18 protein-coding genes are annotated in these 21,606 nt (G+C 69.1%); 10 read left to right on the top strand and 8 right to left on the bottom strand.

Translation table 11 applies throughout. The features are described from left to right. Positions 1-20: 20 nt before the first annotated feature. Positions 21-452, top strand: coding sequence for a hypothetical protein (locus tag B0I31_RS09800; protein WP_106615012.1), 432 nt, complete (start codon positions 21-23; stop codon positions 450-452). Here the strand turns inward: B0I31_RS09800 and B0I31_RS09805 are convergent. Continuing rightward, positions 440-1,270 carry a hypothetical protein gene (locus tag B0I31_RS09805; RefSeq protein ID WP_146173795.1) on the bottom strand — a complete coding sequence of 277 codons (831 nt, stop codon included), beginning with the start codon at positions 1,268-1,270 and terminating at the stop codon, positions 440-442. The two genes, B0I31_RS09800 and B0I31_RS09805, sit on opposite strands and share 13 nt — an antisense overlap. A 119-nt stretch (positions 1,271-1,389) precedes the next feature. On the opposite strand from B0I31_RS09805, the gene B0I31_RS09810 reads away from it, so the two are divergent. Beyond that, positions 1,390-1,845, top strand: a complete 456-nt coding sequence (locus B0I31_RS09810) for a hypothetical protein (RefSeq protein ID WP_106615014.1) — start codon at positions 1,390-1,392, stop codon at positions 1,843-1,845. Between the two features lie 40 nt (positions 1,846-1,885). On the opposite strand, the gene B0I31_RS09815 is transcribed toward B0I31_RS09810, so the two are convergent. From B0I31_RS09815 to B0I31_RS09825, 3 genes are all read right to left on the bottom strand, one after another. Further along, positions 1,886-3,067: a NucA/NucB deoxyribonuclease domain-containing protein gene (locus tag B0I31_RS09815; protein WP_146173796.1), complete on the bottom strand. Its 1,182-nt coding sequence runs from the start codon at positions 3,065-3,067 to the stop codon at positions 1,886-1,888. Between the two features lie 470 nt (positions 3,068-3,537). Further along, the gene (locus B0I31_RS09820; RefSeq protein WP_106615016.1) at positions 3,538-3,936 is read right to left on the bottom strand and encodes a hypothetical protein; all 399 of its coding nucleotides are present in this window, start codon (positions 3,934-3,936) and stop codon (positions 3,538-3,540) included. Then, positions 3,933-4,184, bottom strand: coding sequence for a hypothetical protein (locus B0I31_RS09825; protein WP_146173797.1), 252 nt, complete (start codon positions 4,182-4,184; stop codon positions 3,933-3,935). The genes B0I31_RS09820 and B0I31_RS09825 overlap by 4 nt, the downstream gene beginning before the upstream one ends. A 148-nt stretch (positions 4,185-4,332) precedes the next feature. Here B0I31_RS09825 and B0I31_RS09830 point away from each other — a divergent pair, with 148 nt between their 5' ends. The 3 genes from B0I31_RS09830 (at position 4,333) to B0I31_RS09840 (ending at position 6,725) form a co-directional block, all read left to right on the top strand. After that, on the top strand, positions 4,333-5,217 hold the full coding sequence (locus B0I31_RS09830) for a helix-turn-helix domain-containing protein (protein ID WP_106615018.1): 885 nt from the start codon (positions 4,333-4,335) through the stop codon (positions 5,215-5,217). Positions 5,218-5,240: 23 nt separating this feature from the next. After that, on the top strand, positions 5,241-5,420 hold the full coding sequence (locus tag B0I31_RS09835) for a DUF397 domain-containing protein (RefSeq protein ID WP_106615019.1): 180 nt from the start codon (positions 5,241-5,243) through the stop codon (positions 5,418-5,420). A 120-nt stretch (positions 5,421-5,540) separates the two neighbouring features. After that, a complete protein-coding gene (locus B0I31_RS09840; protein ID WP_106615020.1) occupies positions 5,541-6,725 on the top strand; it encodes an HNH endonuclease signature motif containing protein in 1,185 nt (394 codons plus the stop codon). Between the two features lie 41 nt (positions 6,726-6,766). Here the strand turns inward: B0I31_RS09840 and B0I31_RS09845 are convergent, their stop codons facing one another. Together B0I31_RS09845 and drmD are read right to left on the bottom strand one after the other, a co-directional pair. Further along, positions 6,767-10,708 carry an Eco57I restriction-modification methylase domain-containing protein gene (locus tag B0I31_RS09845; RefSeq protein ID WP_106615021.1) on the bottom strand — a complete coding sequence of 1,314 codons (3,942 nt, stop codon included), beginning with the start codon at positions 10,706-10,708 and terminating at the stop codon, positions 6,767-6,769. Beyond that, the gene (gene drmD / locus B0I31_RS09850) at positions 10,705-13,890 is read right to left on the bottom strand and encodes a DISARM system SNF2-like helicase DrmD (protein WP_219910653.1); all 3,186 of its coding nucleotides are present in this window, start codon (positions 13,888-13,890) and stop codon (positions 10,705-10,707) included. Before drmD ends, B0I31_RS09845 begins: the two co-directional genes overlap by 4 nt. 80 nt (positions 13,891-13,970) lie before the next feature. On the opposite strand from drmD, the gene B0I31_RS09855 reads away from it, so the two are divergent. Both B0I31_RS09855 and B0I31_RS09860 read left to right on the top strand, forming a co-directional pair. Next, complete coding sequence (locus B0I31_RS09855; RefSeq protein ID WP_106615022.1) at positions 13,971-16,016, top strand: UvrD-helicase domain-containing protein; 2,046 nt, start codon at positions 13,971-13,973, stop codon at positions 16,014-16,016. Positions 16,017-16,088: 72 nt separating this feature from the next. Beyond that, a complete protein-coding gene (locus B0I31_RS09860; protein WP_106615023.1) occupies positions 16,089-16,553 on the top strand; it encodes a DUF6194 family protein in 465 nt (154 codons plus the stop codon). A gap of 35 nt (positions 16,554-16,588) precedes the next feature. Here B0I31_RS09860 and B0I31_RS09865 read toward each other — a convergent pair whose 3' ends face one another. Further along, positions 16,589-18,031 (bottom strand): SulP family inorganic anion transporter, encoded by a 1,443-nt coding sequence (locus B0I31_RS09865; RefSeq protein ID WP_106615024.1) that lies wholly within the window; start codon positions 18,029-18,031, stop codon positions 16,589-16,591. Positions 18,032-18,705: 674 nt separating this feature from the next. Here B0I31_RS09865 and B0I31_RS09870 point away from each other — a divergent pair. Together B0I31_RS09870 and B0I31_RS09875 are read left to right on the top strand one after the other, a co-directional pair. Then, positions 18,706-19,113: a MerR family transcriptional regulator gene (locus tag B0I31_RS09870; RefSeq protein WP_245949781.1), complete on the top strand. Its 408-nt coding sequence runs from the start codon at positions 18,706-18,708 to the stop codon at positions 19,111-19,113. Between the two features lie 46 nt (positions 19,114-19,159). Then, positions 19,160-20,158, top strand: coding sequence for a zinc-binding dehydrogenase (locus B0I31_RS09875; RefSeq protein WP_106615025.1), 999 nt, complete (start codon positions 19,160-19,162; stop codon positions 20,156-20,158). 5 nt (positions 20,159-20,163) lie between these two features. On the opposite strand, the gene B0I31_RS09880 is transcribed toward B0I31_RS09875, so the two are convergent. Next, positions 20,164-20,583 carry an anthrone oxygenase family protein gene (locus tag B0I31_RS09880; RefSeq protein WP_245949782.1) on the bottom strand — a complete coding sequence of 140 codons (420 nt, stop codon included), beginning with the start codon at positions 20,581-20,583 and terminating at the stop codon, positions 20,164-20,166. Between the two features lie 96 nt (positions 20,584-20,679). Between B0I31_RS09880 and B0I31_RS09885 the strand changes: the two genes are divergently transcribed. Next, entirely contained in the window at positions 20,680-21,606 is a 927-nt protein-coding gene (locus tag B0I31_RS09885) for an AraC family transcriptional regulator (RefSeq protein WP_106615027.1), read from the top strand.

The raw sequence follows: 21,606 nt of genomic DNA on the forward strand, positions 1-21,606 counted from the left end.
TTCCACGGAGGTATGAAAAGATGAGCGTCTGGGCCAGGCTGGAAGTCCTCGACAAGGTCCGTGCGGTGCTGCGTACTGTTCCCATCGCCAACCCGGCGGGGCACCACTTCGGCCGCCCGTTCATCACCGCCTACCAACTGGCGATCAAGCTGGACGCCGCCTATTCCGACGTCGCCAAGGAGTTGAAGGTCGAGATCGGCGGCAGCGGCATCGGCAAGCACAACAGCTTGGCCCAGTACCTGGCTGGTCAGCTGACCCGCCGCATCGGTGAAGAAGGCGCGGCCTACCCCGTGGAGGGCGCGTTCCTGTCCAAAGAGCTTCTCACGTCACTCCGGTACGCCGCCGGCGACAAGCAGATCTCCGGCAGCCTCAACGGCTACGACCTGTCCATGTTCCGCCTCCGGACGCCCCTGTCCCGCGCGGAGGTCGACGGCTCCGGTCAGGCTCCCTGATACAGGTCTCGGGCCGCCCGGATGGTCGGGGCCACGACGCCGTCGAGGTAAGGCGTCGAGAACGACCTTCCCCAGTTCAGCGACGAGTGCGGGCCCATTTGGTGCGGGTGGCCGAATGACGCCAGGTAGACGGGCGCGCCGGCCAGGTGGACGTGTTCCAGGTTCGGCGCGAGGGTTCTCGCCCGCGTCACTATGGGGTCGATCCCTGCGCGGGCAGGTCGGCTTTGCAGGACGCACAGCGTCGGCTCCAGTATCCGCACCGTGACTGCCAGGTGCGGCAGGCAGTTCGCGGTCATCACCGCGGTCCCCCGTGATGCGGTGGTCCCGGTGGCGACGGCCGAGCACAGCCGAACGTTGACCAGCGCGTAGGCGTCCATGACGTGCACCGGGCGCGGAGTGTTCGCCAGGTCGAGCATCTCGCCACGCCGGTCCGATCCCGGCTCGCGGCCGAACGCCAGTCGCAACGCGCTCGCGGTGCCTTTCATGTGCGGCTTCCGGCTGCGTGGATCACCGTCGATCACCGGCTGCTGCTCCGACCGCCGCTCCGCCAATGTGACGTGCTCGCGTTCCCTGCCGGTCTCCATGCCCAGCACGAGGACGCGCCACGGCCGGCCGTTCTCCACGATGTCGTAGTGGTGACCGACGTGCGACAACTGGCCGCGCCAGAACGACGTGCCCTGACGCCGCAATGCCGACGCCCGACAGGCTGCCTCCTTGCTGCACCTGAATCCGCCGTCACCCAGGACGTGAGCACTCATGTACCGGTCCAGTTCGGCGATGCGTAACCGAGTCCGCTCGGGATCGCTGTGCATGGTCACCGACAGGACGATAGATCGTCGTGCCCGCCCGCGAACGCGTCCGCCCGACACCTGCTCGCGGTGATGACGGGATCGGCATGCTGGTACACCACGGACCGCGACTGCCGGAGGGGGCGGGGATGGCAAGGCTGTTGGCCGCGTTGGACGAGCACGTCACCGTCGAGTGGGGCAAGTTCGGCCTCATCGACGACGACCGGGTGGAACCCGGCGAGCCGGGCTGGTCCGCCCTGGGCTCACCGGAGACGATGCTGACCGGGAAGAACGGCGCGATCTTCCGCAGTGGCGGCGCCATGCACCTGGCGGCCGTGCGGCTGGAGTCGTGGGACGGACCTGCGGAGCTGCCCGAAGGGCAGTGGGACGTGGTGTGGGAGGACGAGGTCCCCCTGACCTCCGGGGTGCTGCGACTGGCCACCGTGACGACCTGGGCCCCGGAGGGGACCCTGCGGCTGAGCGGTCCCGGTGTCTACGCGATGCGGGTGCACTGCCGGGGTCGCGAGGCCGCCGCCGAAGTGGGCTCCATGCCTTACACGGAGGAGGCCGTCGAGCACTGGGTCATGCAGTTCTGGCCCCGGTGAGCGGCGGGACGGGCGAGGTGACCGCCCGTCCCGCCCACCGTCACGGCGTCGGGTCGACGTGGAACGCGTCGCTGTCCAGGATGCGGTCGTAGGAGTACCACGCTCCCAGCCAGGTGCCGGCGGCCTCGTTGTCCGGGCCGGAGATGCGGCTCACCGAGAACCGCCCGTCCCCACGGGCCGCTCCCTGGTGGGTGGTGTTGAACGGGTACTCGTCACACTGGTACTTCCCGCCCTCGGCGTACCCGGCGCCCCACTCGGCGACGCACGCCTTCACCGCCTCCGCGCGGTTCTGGTTGGTGTTGTTGAAGTACCAGCGGGTGAGGGCTTCACCGTTCACCGCACCGGGGATCGTTTTGCCGTCGATGCGCGGGATGGTGAGCTGCGGTGATTGCTGGGCGAGCCGGTAGTGCGCCGCCGACTCGGTCATCGCCGCGAATTCCGGCCGGCTCACCGGGATGTGCATGACGGCCTTGACCCTGCTGAAGATCGCGGCGTTGTTGCCGTTGAGGTTCAGGTAGTTGACGGTGTCGTACCGGACCTTCTGCGGCGGGCTGTCCTTCGTCTGGGGCCGCGAGTTGGGCAGCCCGATCACCCGCGCCGTCGCGCGGGACCAGAAGTCCATGTAGCCGAGTCGGTTGGGGTTCTCCGGCGTCAGCGCCGGCGCAGTGGACGTGAAGCGCGTGGCGTAGGCCGGCACGCGTTCCCACTCCGCGAGCGACTTCTCCAGGTCCGTCGGCTGTCGCGGGTCCTCGGTGCACTCGTCGCCGTTCACCAGCGCGGTGCACTCCAAGTCGAGCTTGAGGAACGTCGCTTCCTTGAGCGCCGGGGTGTTCGAGACGATGTCGTCGACGAACGTGACGAACCGGACCGCCCGGTCGCGCTCCGACCCGAAGCCCAAAATCGTGACGCGGAAGGTCGACTTCACGGTGACGCACTGGTTGAGGACGCAGATCCGGTCGCCCTTCTCCCCCTTCATGATGCGGCAGAACGCGTAGTGGTTCTTGATCCACCCGTCGTCCGAGCCGGCGGCGTCAGCGTGCTCGTGGCACTCGTCCGGGGTGGTGATGTAGTCGTACTCGAACGGCGGCGGGGACCAGCCCTGCGCGGTGAGCTGCGGCGGGCCGTAGTCCGACCGGTAGGTCGCCTTGGCGTCGCGGTCCTCCTGGCGCAGTTGCTCCAGGATGGGCCGCGGACCGGGGCGCATCCCCGTGTGAGCGGTCACCCCGACTTCGTTCGCCGGGTGGAACTTCAGTTCCGAGGACACCACGGTGCCCTTCGACAGCAGATCGGGTGGAATTGAATCGGGGTCCGCCGAAGCCGGCAGCACCCCACCCGCAACCGTGACCGATGTGATCAGTCCTGCCAGCAGGACACGAATCCACCCACGTGATCGTGTTAAATGATTTTTCATCGCTCGCCTTCGTTGTCGTGAGAACAACGGCCCGAGAGGCAGCGAACAGCAATCCCCCCAGCGCGTTACCGCGCCCAAATCACACAGGACCCCCGTCCAGCAATGTGCCTCCCCTGCACGACCGCGAAGCTAGCAGCGCGCGCCGACACCTGACAACACCTTTAAGTTATTCCAAACCGGTGTGCATCGACCGTTCGAGGCGACCGTGAACACCGGATTCGTCGACGTGATTCCGCGCAAGCACCCGACCAAGCTGCGGTCCGCGATTCCCCTCCTGGACATCAGCCCCACGGCAACCGGATCACCTGCCGCCGCCCACCGAACTTCGCCGCCAGGACGCGCTCCGCCTCGGTGGCAGCCGCCGACGTCGTCGGCATCTCCGGGTCACCGGGCGGCGGGATGGTCAGCACTTCCCGGATCGTGCGGACCGGCGTGTCCTCACACGAGTAGACCAACCACTCCGGCGTGAACGGGTCGGCCTCCGGCGAGGGCAGCACGACCCGGTAACCCCACGCGTAGCCCTCGTACAGCAGGACGATCACGTCGGCCAGGGACGCGCACCTCCAGCGGAACACCGCCGCGATCGCCTCCGGCGAGGTGCGGTTCGGAACGAAGTGGAACACCCACCGCCGCCGGACCAACTCGGCCAGCCACTCGTCCAGCATCGCCGAGTCGATCACGGTTCCGCGGGGCGGTCGACAGGGCGGTCGACCCACACGAGCCGGGCCGCTTCGCCATCGACGCCGAACAACCGCGCCGCCCGCTCCGGCGACCGGAAGCTCACCCATCGATCACCGGCTGCCGAGACGACCCGGACGCGGTCGCTCCAGGCCATCCCCCATGCCCCCACCTCGGCATCCCGGTACTCGCCGAACTCTCGGACCAGCGCGAACAGCCGTGGACGACTCTCTTCCACCAGGTCGCTCACGAACTCCTCGTACTCCGTCACCCCTGCGAGTGCCATCCCCGAACCTCTCGTGTCGTAGCCATCTGATCACGGTGTGTGCCGCTACAGTGCCTGACGGGATAGCTGAACAGAAAGTGAGATCTCACATGTGCACCCTTTTGGAGGACGGATGACGCAGAACTTCGATGGAGCTGCCAGCGCCACCGTGCGGAGGTGGCAGCTCACCGAGACTCTTCGGCAACTCCGAGACGAGCGCGGCCTGACAATCGACCAAGTGGTGGAGCTGCTGGCCGAGCGGTCGAGCAAGTGGTCCCGCTCGAAGCTCAGCCGCATCGAGATCCGCGAACAACGCGTGAAGTCACACGAGGTCGAACTGCTGCTCGACGTCTACGGTGTCACCGACGACAATCTGCGCACGTGGCTGCTCGGACTCGCCGCCACAGCCCACGAACGCGGCTACTGGCTGTCGATCCGCAAGGACCTGCCCGAGGACTTCCACCACCTGCTGAACGTCGAAGCCGCACTCGTGGCCCGACGCCAGTTCGAGACGATGGTCGTCCCGGGCCTGCTCCAGACCGCCGAGTACATGCGGGCGCTGATCTACGGCGCGAACCCCGGCTTGGCGCACGAGGTCGTGGAACGCCGCGTCGTCGCGCGACTGGCCCGGCAGCAGGTCCTCGCCAGGCCGGACCCCTTGCGGTTCCACGTGATCCTCGAAGAAGCGATCTTCGAACGGCCGGTCGGCTCGGCACTCGCCATGCGCAACCAGCTCCGACGCCTGCTCGACACCGAGCACGAGGACCACATCACGGTGCAGGTGCTGCCCAAGTCAGCCGGCGCGACACCCGCTCTCGACGGCCCGTTCTCGATCCTGAGCCTGCCCGAGCCGATTCCCGACTTCGGCTACGCAGAAGGGCCAGGCGGTGCCGTCTACATCGAAGACCGCACCGAGGTTCGCACTTGCACCGAGCGCTGGGGCATCCTCACCCAGCGATCATTGTCGCCCGTCGACTCGCTGGACGCGATCAGGGAGGCGGTGAAGACTTACGCATAACCGATACCTGACGAGGATGTGGGATGACCAACTGGCGCAAGAGCAGTTACTCCGGCAGCGGTGGCACCGGCGGCGGGGACTGCGTCGAGGTGGCCGTGCTCGGCAAGCGGTTCGCCGTGCGGGACAGCAAGAACCCGGACGCCGGGACGGTCACCGTCACCCGCGCCTGGCTCGACGTGATCAAGGCCGGCGCGATCAAGTAGCACGACGCGGAAGTCGTTGTGCACCAAGGGATTCGTAACCGTGGGCACTCACCCGGACGATGCGCGGACTCGCCCGGTCGAGTGATGACCTGCGAATACGCGTTCGAATAGCATCGAGGCATGGATCTCTCGCCCGCGTTGCTGACCGAGGACGACGTGGTCGCCGCTCTCGCGGCGACCGAGGCGTCCGTGCGGGCGGCGCACCGGCGACGCCTGGAACTCTTGGCCGAGGCGCTGCGGTGCGGTTACGACCTCGATGCCTGCCGCCAAGTGATGCGGGTCGATCCGGCCGAGTTGAAGCAGTGGACCGCCCAGGTGGAACTGTTCCTGCCCTCGATCACCCCGACCGGACAGCCCTTGCCGCCGTTGCACCCCGCCGTCGGCGCGGTGTTGGCGGACGCGGAGTTGTCGGACCGGCACCTGCGGGAGTTGACCCGCGCCATCGTGACCTTGAAACTGCCCGACGAGTCGGAGCCGATCCTGGTCGAGGCGGCGCGGTCGGTCGAGCCGAAAGTGGTCCGGCAACTGGCCGACCGGATCCGGGACCGCCTCGACCAGGACGCGGTCGACGAGATCGACGAGCCCGCCGCCGAACCCGCCGACGTGCTCCACCTGCGGGACTTGCCCGGAGGCAGGGTGGAGTTCTGGGGTGAGCTCTCGGCCGAGACCGGCGCCCGGTTCACCGCGATGCTGGAACCGTTGTCGCAGCCGCGTCCGGACGGCCCGAAGGACCGGGCGCACCGGTTGGGTGAGGCGTTCGGGGACCTGGTGTCGTTGGCCTCCCGGTCCGAGCACCTGCCGTCCGAGGCGGGAGAGCGTCCGCACATCAGCGTCGTGGTCGACTTCGAGACCTTGCGGCACGGGATCGGGCACGCGGTGCTCGACGGGGACCACTACCTCAGCGCCGCCCAAGCTCGTCGGATCGCTTGCGACGCCAGAGTGATCCCGGTGGTGCTGGGCGGCAACTCGGAAGTGCTAGACCTGGGGCGCACCAAGCGGACCGTCAGCGTGGCGCAGCGCAAGGCCCTGCACGCCCGTGACCGTGGCTGCGCCTTCCCGGGCTGCGGGCGACCGCCGAAGTGGTGCGACGCCCACCACGTCAGGTTTTGGATGAACGGCGGGGGCACCGATCTGGACAACCTGGTGCTGCTGTGCAGGACTCACCACAGCCTCATCCACCACTCGCGCTGGACCATCACCATGACCGGCGGGGTGCCCGCGTTCATCCCACCCCGCCACGTCGATCCGGCCCAACGCCCTCGCCAGAACCTCCTCCACCGACCACCGGCGAGCCTCGCGGCCTGATCGCACACCCGGTACCGGCACTTGACCGACTGGTCCGAGTGCTAGAACAACGCGCCTTCGGGCGGGAACAGTTCGCCTTCGATCGACGGCAGGGCAGCGGGAGCCGCCTTCCGCTTGCCCTTCCCTTTGTTGTGCAAGCCCTTGGCGACCTCTTCGGCATACCGCTGGTGGTTGAGTTCGAGCAACCGGTCCAACACCTCGACCTGCACGACGGGGTCGATCGTGAACCGCCGCCCCTGCCGCGTGTCGTAGAAGCCGTGGTTGAGGTCGAGATCGGTCCACCCATACGCCTCGGCCACCGCGTAGTCGACCTCGGTGTGAATCTCCCGCAACCGCCGCACTTCGGCATCGCCGACGCCATCGTTGTGCACCAGGTTGTAGAGCTTGGTCAACCCGAGTTGCCTCCCCAACATCACCCCACGCCGGAACGAGTGCAACTCCTCCCCCACTCGATCCATCCGCGCCGTCAACTCAGGCTGTGCAAACGTCTCGAACCCGTCGGAGGGCGTGTACCGCAACCGCGTTTCAAGGGTCGACGCAGCCTTGATAGTCCACCAAGCGAAGTGAACACCACTAGAGAGAAGCGCCAAGAATGCATCACGATCACTTGCGAACACAACTGTGGCATCACTGAAAACCTGCCCCGTTGGAACCCAAAGAGGAAGACCCATCTTCGTGTGCCTCGTAAGCGCAAGAACCCGCCTTAGCCCCAAAATAGCGGCATACAATTCAGCTCTCGGCCTCCAATACTGCCACCAACGTTCGCGCAACCCCTCATAGCTTCCAACAGACTTAAGTTGACGCTGAGGCTTAATTTTGTTCTCAGCAATGCGAAAGACTTCGACATACTCCGCAGCCCGCTCTTCGCTCCAGGTGTGAAAGTTTACAATCCACCTTTCCGCCAGACACTCGGGGTTCGAGTTCAACTCCTCTCCGATCAGATACGGAAGAACCACCTCGCGGTTTCGTTCACCAGAAGCAATCAGCGCCAATGCCGAATCTTCAGAGAGGAAAAATTCATCACCCCATACAATGCTACCTTGAAATGCCTTGCCCGAGTTTCCCGCTAGCCGGTAAGGGTTGCCTGCAACCCTCGAACTCGCTTCCAAGGAGGGTGTTATGGAACTTACATCGCGTCCCTCAAGCCAAGGCGAGCCACTTGCATCACGCCCCACCCAGAGCAGCGACACCTCCAGCGATGCGGTTCCCGGCCAGGGCTGGGACTTCACCGCGCGGTAGATGTTCCAGCCCTTGTCCACCGCCTGGTCCAGACCGACCTCTCGGGTATCCCCCTGCGCAATGGTGTTGGTGGCGATGATCCCGACCCGTCCCCGGTCCGCGACCTCCAGGTCCCGCAACAGGAAGTAGGAGCACAGGTCCGCGTTGCCCGGCTTGTCCTTGGCGATCCGCTGCTTCAGGTACTCGCGCACGTCGACACCGAGCGCGCCGCTGACCCGTTTGCCGCCAATGAACGGCGGATTGCCCACGATCGCGTCGAAACCGCCGCGCCGCATGACCTCCGGAAACTCCAGCGCCCAGTGGAACGGCCTGATGGGCTGGGGCCGCGTGCCCTTCAACCACTCGTTGACCACACCGACCAGTGCCCGCTCAACGGGACTGTCGCCGTCCTGTTCCTTCAACAGCTCGAAGGCTTCGTCCACCTGGCTGGTCAGCCGGTCCCGGTAGCGGTCCTCGTTCTGCCCCGCCGTGCTGAGCGCGGCACCGACCACCACATCGGCGACCAACCGCAGTCGCCGGGTCAGCTTCTCGGCCTGGGCCAGCTTGGCGGTCTTCTCCTCGATGTCGCGCGCGTCTTTCGCGGCGCTGTCCTCGATCTCCTGGCGCAGTTCGGCGACCTGGCTCAGCGTCGGTCCGATCGACGTGCTGGCGTGGCCGGCGAGCCAGCCCGCCTCGCCGGCGTCCTCGCTCATCCTCGGGGGATCGATGTGGAAGCGCTCGACCTGCTCCTCCCTGGTCACGCCGATCAGCGAGTCGCCGCAGCGCAGTGCGTGGTCGAGGAAGCTGAAGGGCTTGTTGCGTTCCAGCGTCACCAGCCACATCGACAGCTTGGCCAGTTCGACCGCCATGTCGTCGCGGTCCACGCCGTAGACGCACTTGGCCGCCACGCGCCGCATGGCGGCGAGCTTCACGTCCTCGGCAGTCCCACCGACGCCCTCGGGCAGTCCTTCGCGCTCCCATGCCTCCACCAGCCGCGTCGCGAGGTAGTCGCACGCCGAGACCAGGAACGCGCCGGAGCCCATCGTCGGGTCGCAGACCTTGAGCGCCAGCAACTCCTTCGCCGTGCGCAGCCGCGACACACCCGGCTCGTCCTTGATGTAGCAGAGCGGCGCGAGGGTGTGCTCCACGATCTCCCGCGCGAGCTTTTTGGGCGTGTAGTGGGTGCCGGTGGCCCTGCGGTCGCCGACCTTGGTGAACAGGACCGACCGGGCCGGGAACACGGTGGGCTCGCCGCGCAGGTCCCGGCGCAGCAATCCCCAGAAGGGCCGCACGCGCTCGGCCAGCTCGGAGTCGTTGTCGCAGGCGGCGTGCAGCGCAGCCAGGTCGGCCGGGGTGGGCTTGGCGGCCAGCGCCTTCTCCACCTGCTTGACGGTGAGGCCGCAGACCTCCTTGAAGTCGACCCCGGCCTCGACTGCGGACAGCGGCAGCTCGGGCTCGTGCTTGCCGATCAGCCCGACGTAGGGCTCATGGACCTTCTTGCACGAGAACTCCAGCAGGCCCTCGTAGACGTGGCCGATCTGCTCGACGTCCAGGCCCGTGTAGCTCAGCCGCTCCGCCGCTTTGCCCCGGTGCTTGAGCACCAGCAGCGCGTCCAGGACCTCGTGCACCACGCGGTCGGTCACGCCCATGCCCGTCAGCCACGGGTGTGCGGCCGGGTCGAACAAAGAGCCGCCGTGGGCGGGGACGCGCAGCTCGGGGTGCTCGCAGCCGCCGTGGATGGCGGCGAACGTGGCCAGCAGACGCAGCCAGGCGGCGCTGCGCCGGTCGCCGACCTCCTCGCCGTGCCGGTCGCGGTCCTCGGCCAGCTGCTCGTAGAGCGCGGTGACGGCGTACCCGTCGTGGTAGACGGGGTCCTTGATCGGCAGCAACTCGCGCTGCTCGGCGTAGAGCAGGAACACCAGCCGCATGAGCGTGGTGAGCGCCCCGCGGTAGACGTCGCGCTCCGCGACGTCGGCCAGCGGCGTCCCGGCGGCCTCGCGGTCGAGCCGGGCGAACTCACTGACCAGCAGCTCCACGGCCTGTCGGACCTGCGCGCCCAGGGTATCGGTGACCTGGGTCTGCTCGTCCTCGGTGCGGGCGAACAGGGCGGCCGTGGTGTCCGGCCGGTCTGCGGGGGCCAACATCCGCTGTGCCGACAGCAGCGATACGAACGCGCGCAGCAGTAGCGGCTCCTCCGACCACAGGTCGGCGTCGAACACCGCCGTGCTGGTCGGGCCGCCCGGCCGGGCGTGGACGAGGGTCCAGAGCTTGCCGTCGGTGAGCAGCGCCAGGGGCGTGGCGGTGTCCCGGCAGACACGCGCCACCAGTTCCGGGTCGGCGTCGCGGCGGTAGACGTGCAGCCGCGCCGCCGTGCCGCCGGACGCGCCCGGGTCGGGGCCGAAGACCACCTGGTCGGGCTGGAGAGGGCCGGGGACGGTCACCTCGGCCACGGCGGTGTCGCGCAGCGCGGAAGCCGGGTAGCGCAGCAACTCGCCGAGCACGAGGTCCTGCCAGGCGGTCCGCAGCGACGTCGGGTCGGCGTCGAACTCGGCCCACGCCTGCCGCACCCGGTCGCGGGTGTGCGCGGGCAGCACCTCGATGCCGTTCGGGAACACCTCGGTCAGCACCGGCAGCGCGATGAACGGGCCGTCCGGGCGCAGCAGCGCGATCCACTCGGCGTGCTGCTCGGCCGGGGAGGATGCCGGGGAGCGCCGGGGTCGGGCCGCCGACTTCGGCTTCGCGCCCCTCGTCAGGGTCGTGGTCATCGTCCGGCTCCTCGTGCGATCGCGGATGGCACCAGCAGTGTCACCGCCACCGGGAACCACCGCGTGGTGGGGTCGGCGTAGCGGCGGCGCAGCGCCTCGACCTCGCGTTCCTGCTGCTCGGGGATGGCCTCCAGGCGGGCGCGCAGCGCGTCGTGGTCGGCCCTGAGCTGGTCGCGCTCGTCGTCGACTTCGAACAGGCTGGGCTGCCACACGTCGGTGTCGTCCAGCGCGGCCCGGATGGACTTCTCCAGCTCCTCCAGCACCTTGCCGATGCCCTCGACCTCCTCGTCGCAGCGGTCCCGGAGCATGACCCTCATGCTGCGCAGGCGCTGGTCGGCTCGGGTGTTGAGAGCCTTGGCCAGCGGGTCCTTGAGCACTGGCCACAGCTCGGTGAACTTGTCGCGCATCCCGTGGGCGGGTTCCTCGGAGGCGGCGGCCAGCAGGGCGTCCACCTCGTCGACCTTGCGGATCAGCGAGAACCTGCCCTGCTCGACCAGACCACCGGCGGAGACGATCTCCTCGTGCAACCGGCTGCCGTCCGCGCCGGTCACCACGACGCGGCCGTGGGCGACCACGGCGGGAACGCGGAGGGTGTCACCCGACATGACCCGGGTGGTGATGCGGTGCAGCTTCGCGCCCGTGGCGGAACCACCCCCGCCGGCCGCCGCGTTCAGGTGGGCTTTCGTCTGCGCCCACAGCTCGGCCCTCAGCAGGCCCATGCACATCTGCACCAGCCGGTGGCCCAGGTGCAGCAGCACCACGTCGGTGCGGCCGGCCACGGCCTCCTGGTCGAAGCTGACCACGCGCTCCTCGCCAGTCACCGGGTGGTGCAGGCCGTCGTTGCGCGCGGCGGCCCAGGCGCCCGGCAGCTCGGGCAGCCGGAACACCTCGCCGTCGAACCCAGGTGGAGGCGTGGCGGGTCGCAGTTCTTGGCGGTGGGCGAGCTTCAGCGCGGTGTCGACCACGCGCCGCACCGTCGCGGGGTGCAGGTTGAGCTTCGCGCGGCTGGAGCGCAGTTCCTCGGTCAGGCGCTCCAGGTCACGGGCGAGGTCGCGTTCCACCTTGAGCTTGGCGCGGCCGGCGCGCTGGGTGATCTCCCGGTCGGCGGTCTGCCAGTCGCCGCGCTCGCCGACCATCTTCTGCTCGATCTGGGCGGCGATGACCTCACCCGCGCTGCCCAGGTCCTCCCGGATCTGGTGCACCTTGCGGACAGCGACCTCCAGGAACGCCAGTTCGTCCTCCAGCGAGCCTTCCGCGAAGTCGTGCTTTTCCCAGCCCTTGGGCACGAAGTGGTGCACGAGCACCACTGGCGCGGGCTGACCATGCCGGTCGACGCGGCCGTTGCGCTGTTCCAGGCGGTTGGGGTTCCAGGGGATCTCCCAGTGCAGCACCCGGTGGCAGTGGCGCTGGAGGTTGATGCCCTCGCTGGCGGCGTCGGTGGCCAGCAGGATGCGCACCGGGTCCAACTCCGGGTCCTCGGTGAAGACGCTCTTAATGCGCTCGCGTTCATCGACGTCCTGCCCGCCGTAGAGCAGGGCGATCTTCTCCGGTGGGTAGCCCGCACCCAGCAACCTCTCGTGCAGCCAGCGCTGGGTGTCGCGGTACTCGGTGAAGATGATGATGCGCTCGTCGGCTTCGTCCACGACCGGTCGCAGGTGCTCCAGCAGGGCGGCGATCTTGCTGTCCGGCCGGTCCCGGGCGGCCGTCGCCCAGTCGCGCAGCTGCTCCAGCAGCCGCTTTTCCTCTGCGGTCAGCGAGGGCGTACCCCGGCGGGCCACGCGCAGCGCGTCCGTCTCGGCCTCGCGGTAGTGGCCGCTGTCGGCGTCGTCCTCGTCGGCGGCCTCGGTGATGCGATCGATCAGCACCGGCAGGACCTGCGGGGCCAGAGCTTCGTCGGTGCCGTGGTCGCGCTCGGTCATCGTCGCGAGGTGGACCTCGACGGTCTGCGTGAACGCCTCCGGCGAGGAGAACAGGCGGCGCTTGAGCAGCGTGGTGACGAAGTCGGCCGCGGTCTTCGGGCCCCTGCCGCGTCGGCTGTCGCTGTAGCGGCGCAGCAGGTCGTGCACCTCGCGCTCGGCCTCGGAGTGGTCGACCTCCAAGTAGTCCAGCTCGCGGGTGCCGAAGTAGGACGATCCGTCCCACTTCTTCGGCAGCTCGCTCTTGAGCCTGCGCACCATCGCCCGCTTGAGCTGCTCCTCGGACGGGCGGACGTTGCGGGCGAAGCGCTGGTCGTCCAACATCTCCAGCAGCGCGGTGAAGGACTCCAGGTAACCGTTGTGGGGCGTCGCCGACAGGAACAGCCGGTGCTCGCAGTGCGGGGCCAGGGTGCGGATCGCCTTCGTGCGCAGCGAGTCCACCGCGTACTTGCCGCGTCCTGAGGGCGCGCAGGTGTGCACCTCGTCGACCACCAGCAGGTCGAACTCGCGCGGGTAGCGCGGGGTGGCCGGCAGCACCTGCTGGAGCAGCCGCATCGGCCGGGAGCGCTTGAGCCAGTCGACGCTGACGATGAGCCTCGGGTAGTGCGTCCACGGATTGGCGTGCGGACCGCGAGCGCGGCGCAGCTGCTTGAGCAGGTCGGAATCCACGATGCGGAAGTCGAGGCCGAACTTGTCGCGCATCTCGTCGCGCCACTGGAGCGTGAGGCCGGCGGGGCAGACGATCAGCATAGTGCGGGCGCGGTGGCGCAGCGCCAGTTCCTGCATGACCAGTCCGGCCTCGATGGTCTTGCCCATGCCGACGTCGTCGGCGATCAGCAGGTTCGTGCGCGGCATCGACAGCGCCCGCACCACCGGGTCGAGCTGGTAGTCCTCGATCTGGATGCCGGACCGGAAGGGTGCCTGCAGGGCGCTGGTGTCGGCCGAGGCGATCGCGCCCCAGCGCACCGCGTCGAGGAACGCGTCCAGTTCGGAGGGTTCGTCGAAGCCGTTCTCCGGACCGGGCAGCACCGCCGTCTCGTGGACGACCGCGCCGACCTCCAGCTCCCAGACCACCCGCAGTTCTTCGTCGCGGGCGTCGTCCTCGATGCTGACCAGCGTCACCAGGTGGGTGCGTGCGGCCGAGAAGAAGTGCGGGTCGCTGCTCGCGATCTCGCTGTCCACCACACTGGCCACCACCCACTGGCGGTTGCGCACCGTAACCAGTTGCCCCTGCGCGGGCACCACCGAAGACTCGACCGTCGTCACGCCACTCCCCACTCGACCTCAGCACCGGACAACCTACTCGGCGCTACCATCCGCAGACCTCGTGATGGGAGGCTGCGACCGTGCCACGTCTGGGTATCGCCAAGGACTTCCTCTCCGATTACACAAAGCTGGAAAAGAACGTGCAACGATCGGTGCTGGAGGCGATCGGCCGGTTCGGCGAGCACACCCACGCAGGCCTTCACCTGGAAAAACTCACCGCGTCACGCGACCCGAGGATCAGGACGATCCGGATCACCAAGTTCTGGCGGGGTGTGGTCCTGGCCCCTGAAAAAGGCGAGGACTACACGCTTCTGGCGGTGCTCCAGCACGACGACGCCATCGCATTCGCGACCAGTCGCGTGTTCACCGTCAACCAGGTCGTCGGCGTGTTGGAGGTGCGCAACCAGGAAGCGCTGGACCACCTCGAACCCGCGTTGCGCGAGGTCGCCACCGCAGCTCCCGAGCGGCTGTTCGAGCACGTCAAGGACAGCGATCTGTTTACGCTCGGTATCGACGACAAGGTGCTGCCACTCGTCCGGGTGCTCACCACCGAGGCCCACCTGGAAGCGCTGGAGAACCTGCTGCCCGCGCCGCAGTACGACGCCCTGGTCGCGCTCGCCGCCGGGATGACAGTCGAGCAGGCGTGGGAAGAGGTCTGCCGGCACCTGGCGACCGAGGCACCTCCGAGCGAGGTCGACCCCGAAGACCTCACCGCCGCCATCGAACGCACGCCCGACCGGTACGCGCTGGTGTCCGGTCCGGACGAACTCGCCGAGATCCTGGCGCACCCGTTCGCCGCCTGGCGGGTCTTCCTGCACGGCCGGCAGCGGGTCATCGCCTACCGGACCTCTTTCTCGGGGCCGACGATGGTCAGCGGTGGCGCGGGGACGGGGAAGACCGTGACCGCCCTGCACCGCGCGGCCTTCCTCAGCGCACGCGGAAGCGTTCTGCTCACCACGTACACGCGCAACCTGGCCGACGCGCTCGCCCGTCAACTGGACCTGCTCGACCGCACGCCGGAGAACGTGGAAGTCGTCAACGTCGACCGGTTCGCGCACCGCGTCGTGCGCGAGGCGACTGGGCGGCAGCCCGACGTTCCCACTACCCGCGACCTGCAGCGCTTGTGGCAGGACGTGGCCCGCGAAACCGGATTCAGCGCGGTGTTCCTCCAGCGCGAGTGGGAGCAGGTGGTCCTCGCCCAGAACCTCCGGGACAAACAGGCCTACCTCGACTGCACGCGTCATGGGCGCGGTCGGGGCATCGGCACGGCACAGCGCGAGCAGGTCTGGGCCGCCATCGCGAGAGTCGTGGACGAGTTGCGGCGGACCAACCAGCGCACTCACCTCCAAGTGGCAGCCGACGCCGCCGAGATCCTCGCCTCGCGCGGCAAACCGCCCTACAACCACGTCGTGGTGGACGAGGCCCAGGATCTCCACCCCATGCAGTGGCGACTGCTGCGCGCCGCCGTCTCTCCGGGCCAGGATGACCTCTTCGTCGTCGGCGATCCGCACCAGCGGATCTACGAGAACCGGGTGTCTTTGGCAACCCTCGGGATCAACGTGCGTGGACGCAGCCACCGACTCAGCGTCAACTACCGGACTACGCAGGAGATCCTCTCCTGGTCGGTACGTGTGCTCTCCGGGGCGGTCGAAGGACTGGACGACGCTCCCGACTCGCTGGACGGCTACCGGTCACCGATGCACGGCCGACGGCCCGAGGTCCGCGGCTTCGCCGACAGGGAGGCCGAGCTGTCCGCCCTCCACGATCAGGTCGCGCTCTGGATCGGCAGCGGTGTAGAGGCTTCCTCCATCGGGGTCGCCGCCAGAACCAGCGATGTCGTCCGCCAAGCACGCGAGGCGCTGCGCGACCACCCCGACGTGCACGTGAGCACCATGCACGGGATGAAGGGCTTGGAGTTCCGCTGCGTGGCGTTGGTCGGCGTCGAGCAGGACGTCGTGCCTCTCCGCGTCGCCGTCACATCGGAAACCGAGGACACAGTCGCTCACGGGCACGATGTGCTGAGGGAACGCTGCCTGTTGTTCGTAGCCGCGACTCGTGCCCGAGACGCGGTGCGGGTGTCGTACAGCCGAGCCGGAAGTCCGTTCCTCGACGCAACCAAGGGTTGAAGGTTTTCTCCCATCTTCCAGGAGATTCTTCACCTAAGTCTCCTAAAGGAGTTCAAAGATACGCTTGAAGGTGTGACTGCCGATGAAATGAAGGAACACATCAGCTCGACCTTCGCCGGGATCCGCGTGATGGAGGCGGCCGGTGACGTGTTCTTCCTCTTCGACCCCGCCGGTGATCTGCCGCCGGAGCGCCAGATGCCGTTCGCGACGATCGTGACCGGTGACAACTACGAGCGGGTGTCCGAGTTGGAAGAGCCGGGGGCGTACCGGCTCAACATCGGGCTGACCAAAGCGACCTACACCGCGATGTTCGGCGCCGCGCCGACCAAGCGCGACGACCGGGGCGTGTTGGAGACCGGGTTCGACTACGCGGAACGGGATCGGTTGATGCCCCACCCCGTTTACGCGTCCCAGCACTGGGTCTGCGTGGTGTCGCCGGGTGAGGCGACGCTCGACGCGATCAGGCCCTTGCTGGTGGAGGCGCACGGGTTCGCGGTGCGCAAGCACGCCAACCACGCGCGGCGCAGCGCGTTGTGAAGCCCCGGCGCGGGATCGCCGCGCCGGGAACCACCTCAGTCGGACACCGGGTGGATCAGCTCCACGCCGCCGCGGCCCGCGGCCCACTGGTCGATCGCCTGGCCGCACGCCTGGTCGAGGTGGCGGACACCGGTCAGGTCGACCCGGACGTGCCTGCTGTCCGGCACGGCCTCCAGGGTCTCCAGCAGGCCGGGCAGCTTCAGGAACGTCGCGTTGCCGCGCACGGCCACGTGGTGGTGGTCCTCGCCGTGCGCGGTCACCGTGACGGTCAGGCGGGACATGTCCCAGGCCGTCTTGACCACCGCCGCCAGCAGGCCGGCGAGGGTGCCGGTGAGCAGGTCGGTCAGCACGATCAGGACCGCGGTGAGCACCAGGACGGCGGCTTCCGCCCGGTCCGCGCGGGCCAGGGCCCGGACCTGCGCTGGGGCCAGGAGCTTCCAGCCCGCCTGCACCAGCAGCGCGGCCAGCACCGCGAGCGGCACGTACGACAGCACCCCCGGCAGCAGCACCACGAAGACCAGCAGCCACACGCCGTGCAGCACGCGGGACAGCCGGGTGCGGGCGCCGGCGTCCACGTTGGTCGCGCTGCGCACGATCACGGCGGTCATCGGCAACGCGCCGAGCACACCGCACACCGTGTTGCCGACGCCCTGGGCGACCAGTTCCCGGTTGTACCTCGTGCGCGGCCCGCTGTGCATGCGGTCCACGGCTGCCGCGCTGAACAGGCTCTCCGCCGACGCCACCAGGGCGAACGTCAGCATCGCGCCCAGCACGCCCGCGTTCGGCAGGGAGAGGTCGACCAAGTCCACCACGTCGGTCAGCGGGCCGACCGAGATGCGCGGCAACGGCAGCAGCACACCCACCGCGGAGGCCACCACGACGGCCACCAGCATCCCCGGCACGGCCCGCCACGGCGTGCGCTTCCACAGCCACGCCACGACCAGCGTCAGCACGCCGACCGCCAAGCCGCTCAAGCCGACCGCGGTCGTCAGCGCGGCCTGGGCCAGGTCGACCAGCCCGGCGAACTTCGCCGCGGTCGTGCCGGGCTGGTCCTGCCCGGCGAACGGGTAGAGCTGGCCCAGCACGAGCACCAGGCCGATGCCCGCCAACATGCCCTGCACCACGGCGGGCGAGATGGCGCGGAACCAGCGGCCCAGCCGCAGCAGGCCCATCGCCACCTGCAGCAGGCCCGCGCCGAGCACGATGACGCCCAGCGCGTGCGGGCCGTGTGCCGCGACGGTGTCCGCGACCAGCACGGTCAGGCCCGCCGCCGGGCCGCTGACCTGCATGGTGCTGCCGGGCAGCAGGCCGACCACGAGGCCGCCCACCACGCCGGTGACGATGCCCAGTTCCGCCGGGACGCCGGAGGCCACGGCGATGCCCACGCACAGCGGCAGCGCCACCAGGAAGACCACCAGCGACGCGCCGACGTCGGGCCAGAGGGTCGGCGGGGCCGGTCGTTCGGTCCGGGTGCTCACGTGGCGACTCCCCGGCCGTTCACTGCGCGTGAGCCGGTGTCGAGGGAGGGGCACCGGTGGTCGACGGACCTTCGTCCCATTTCCCGGGAGTCGTGTGGTGAATGCGTGCGAGTACGTCGGATTCGTGCACGGAATTGCATCGGAGTTACCCCACTCGTCGTTGGTCGGACGATGCGATCTACTGGCGGTGGGGCGCCGATCAGTGCCGGAACACCTGTAAAGCCGATGGCGTGGACCAGGAGCGGAGATGTTCTTCCGGGCCGCGCACGATGCCGCTCGCGGCGGTGTGGCGGGTCGGGCCGAGCGCGTTCCGGTGCGGGCTCGCAGCCGGTCTGGCCGGCGATGACCGGCTGCGGGAGGATCGTGACTCGGGACCGTTGCGGCACTCGCGGGTCGGTTCCTCCTCGGAGCCTGCCGCGGCGTGCGTGACCGGGGCGGGCCGCAGGACGCCGACGTGGCCGAACGGCGATGGGGCAAGCACGCCGACGAGCGCCAATGCGATCGCGACGACAACAACACGCGCCATGACACCCCCCGATGAGCCGCGCCTGTGATCAAGTGTCACAAAGCCGGGTGACGTGACGGTAAATCCGGAACCGTCGTCGCGCTTTCGGCACGGAATTCACTCGATGGTTCGTGACGCAGGTCATCGAAAGCCCGCTCAGTGACGGAGAGTGACCACCACTGGTGTCCGGAAGATCGCGGTGCGGCCGGACGTTGCCCCGGAGGTGAAGATCGGCGAGGCTTCCCGGGTCAGCGGGGTGAGTGCGCGGTCGCTGCGCCACTACGAGGACGAGGGCTTGATCGTCCCCGGCCGCTTCGACAACGGGTTCCGCGACTACTGCCAGTCCACCATCGACCGGGTGCTGGTCATCCGCTCGCTGCTGGAGTCCGGGCTGCCCGTGCGGTTGGTCAGGGAAGCCCTGCCCCACCTGGCCGATGGACCCGACGCGGTGTCCCCGGAGTTCCTGCGCGAGGTGCGGAGCTTCCGCGACCGGCTCGCGGCGCGGATCAGCGTGCTCAGTGACCAGCAGGCGGCACTCGACGCCTACCTCCGGCAGGCCGGACGCGCCGCTCGGTGACCGCCGCTTGACCCTGACGCAAGTGTGAGGCTCCTACGTTCGGCGCATGGAGATCAACGAGCAGGTGGGACGGGCACTGGTCCAGCGGTCGCACCGGGGACCGCGCGACCTGACCGTGACGACCGACCACCCCCGCCCCACCCCGGGGCCCGGCGACTACCTGATCCGCGTCACGGCCGCCGGGATCAACTTCGCCGACGTCATGCAGACCTACGGGACCTACGGAGGAGGGCCACCAGCGCCCTACGTGGCGGGGTTCGAGGCCGCCGGCGAGATCGTGGGCGTCGGCGCCGATGTCCAGAGCCCGCTCCCGCTCGGCACCCACGTCGTCGGAACCGGCCCGGGTGCCTTCGCGCAGTACATGGCGATGCCGGCCGCCGGTGCGCTGCCCGTGCCGTCCGGCTGGCGTGACGCCGAAGCTCTCGGGCTGGTGCTGAACTGGGCCACCGCGTTGGCGGCGCTGAAGACTTCGGGCGAGGTCAAGGCGGGTGAGGTGGTGCTCGTCCAGGCCGCGGCCGGTGGCGTGGGGCAGGCCGCCGTCCGTCTCGCCCGCCACTTCGGCGCCCGCGTGATCGCCACGGCGTCCCCGGCCAAGCACGACATCGTCAAGGCGCTCGGCGCCGACGAGGTCCTGGACGGTCGGCGCCCCGACCTGGCCGCCGAGATCGCCCGCCTGACCGGTGGGGTCGACCTGGTCCTGGAATCGGTGGGACGGGCCACGTTCGGGACCAGCCTGTCGGTCGCCAAGCCGTTCACCGGGCGCGTCGTCGTGTTCGGCGCCGCGTCCGGTGACGCCACCGTGACCACGCACGACCTGGTCTTCAACCACCAGGTCCAGCTCAAGGGCCTGCACATCGGCGCGCTGGCGACCGCGGCCCCGCCGGTGTACCGGTCGCTGCTGGCCGAGCTCGACACCCTCATCGCCCGCGGCGTGTACCCGCCCGGCACCCCGGAGGTCCACGCCCTGGCCGAAGGGCCGGAGGTGTTGCGGCAACTCGAAGCCGGCCGGACGTCCGGCAAGCACGCCCTCGATCCCTGGCGTTAGTGCGGTCAGTCGAGGGCGGCGAGGGTGAACGACGCGGCGGCGGCGAGCGAGAGCAGCGCGCGGAGGTGGTTCGCGGGGACCCACTCGCGGAGGTAGCGCGTCCAGTACTCGGTGGTGCCGAGCCGTTCGAGCTCGTTGTTGCGGGGGATGTGGAAGGCGCCGGTGAGCACGATCCCGCCCAGCACGTAGAGCGCCGCGCCCGCCCACGCCCACGGGTCGCCCTCGAACGCCGCGACCACGCCGACGACCGCCGTGCCGACGAAGACCCCGATGAACGCGGGGTTCACCACGGCGAGGTTGATCGCCCGCATGGCCGCGACACCGACCGCGGGCTCGGCCCGCCGCAGACCGGGCATGACCATCGCGGAGAACGCGAAGAAGACTCCAGCCATCATCCCACAGCCGAGGGCCGCGATGATCGTCACCGTGGGGAACATGGGCCCCAGTCAAGTCGACGGGTCCTGGACTTGCCATGGCTCAACGGCTCGATCGCATACGCGGGCGTCTCTAGGCTGGCCTCCGTGGACGTTCTCGCCGGGTTGTTGGACGGGCCGCGCGCCCGTGGCGCCTTTCTCATGCGCACCGTCCTGGACCCGCCGTGGTCGGTGCGCGTCGAGGACCGCGCGCCGTTGACCGTGGTGGCGATGGTGCGCGGCGACGGGTGGCTGCTGCCGCACGGCAGCGATCCCGTGCGGCTGCGTGCCGGTGACGTGGCCGTGCTGCGCGGGCCGGACCCGTACGCGGTGGCCGACGACCCGGCCACGCCCGTGCAGGCGGTGGTGCACCCCGGCGAGATCACGACCACGCCGGACGGTGCGGCGTTGTGCGAGCAGTGGGGCCTGGGTGTGCGGACGTGGGGCGCGAACCCGGACGGGTCCGTGGTGATGCTCAGCGGCACCTACCAGTTGGACGGCGAGGTGAGCAGGCGGCTGCTGTCGGTACTGCCCGCTCACCTCGTCGTGCCACGCGCGGAACTGCCCCTGGTGCCGCTGCTGGCCGACGAGATCACCCGCGACGAGCCGGGCCAGGAAGCCGTCCTGGACCGCATGCTCGACCTGCTGCTGATCTCCGTGCTGCGGGCGTGGTTCTGCCGACCGGAGGCACGGACACCGAGCTGGTACACGGCACACGCCGACCCCGTGGTGGGACGCGCTCTGCGGCTGCTGCACGGCGACCCGGCACACCCCTGGACCGTGGCTTCCCTGGCCGACGCGGTCGGCGTGTCCCGGGCCGCGCTGGCCAGGCGGTTCACCGACCTGGTCGGCGAACCACCGATGGCCTACCTGACCGACTGGCGCCTGACCCTGGCCGCCGACCTGCTCCGCGAACCGTCCGCGACCGTCGCCGCCGTCGCCCACCAGGTCGGCTACAGCACCGCTTTCGCGCTGAGCACGGCGTTCAAACGGGAACGCGGCGTGAGCCCTTCCGAACACCGTGCCAACGCGTGA

Origin of the sequence: Saccharothrix carnea, assembly GCF_003014735.1 — a bacterium.
GTDB lineage: Bacteria > Actinomycetota > Actinomycetes > Mycobacteriales > Pseudonocardiaceae > Actinosynnema > Actinosynnema carneum.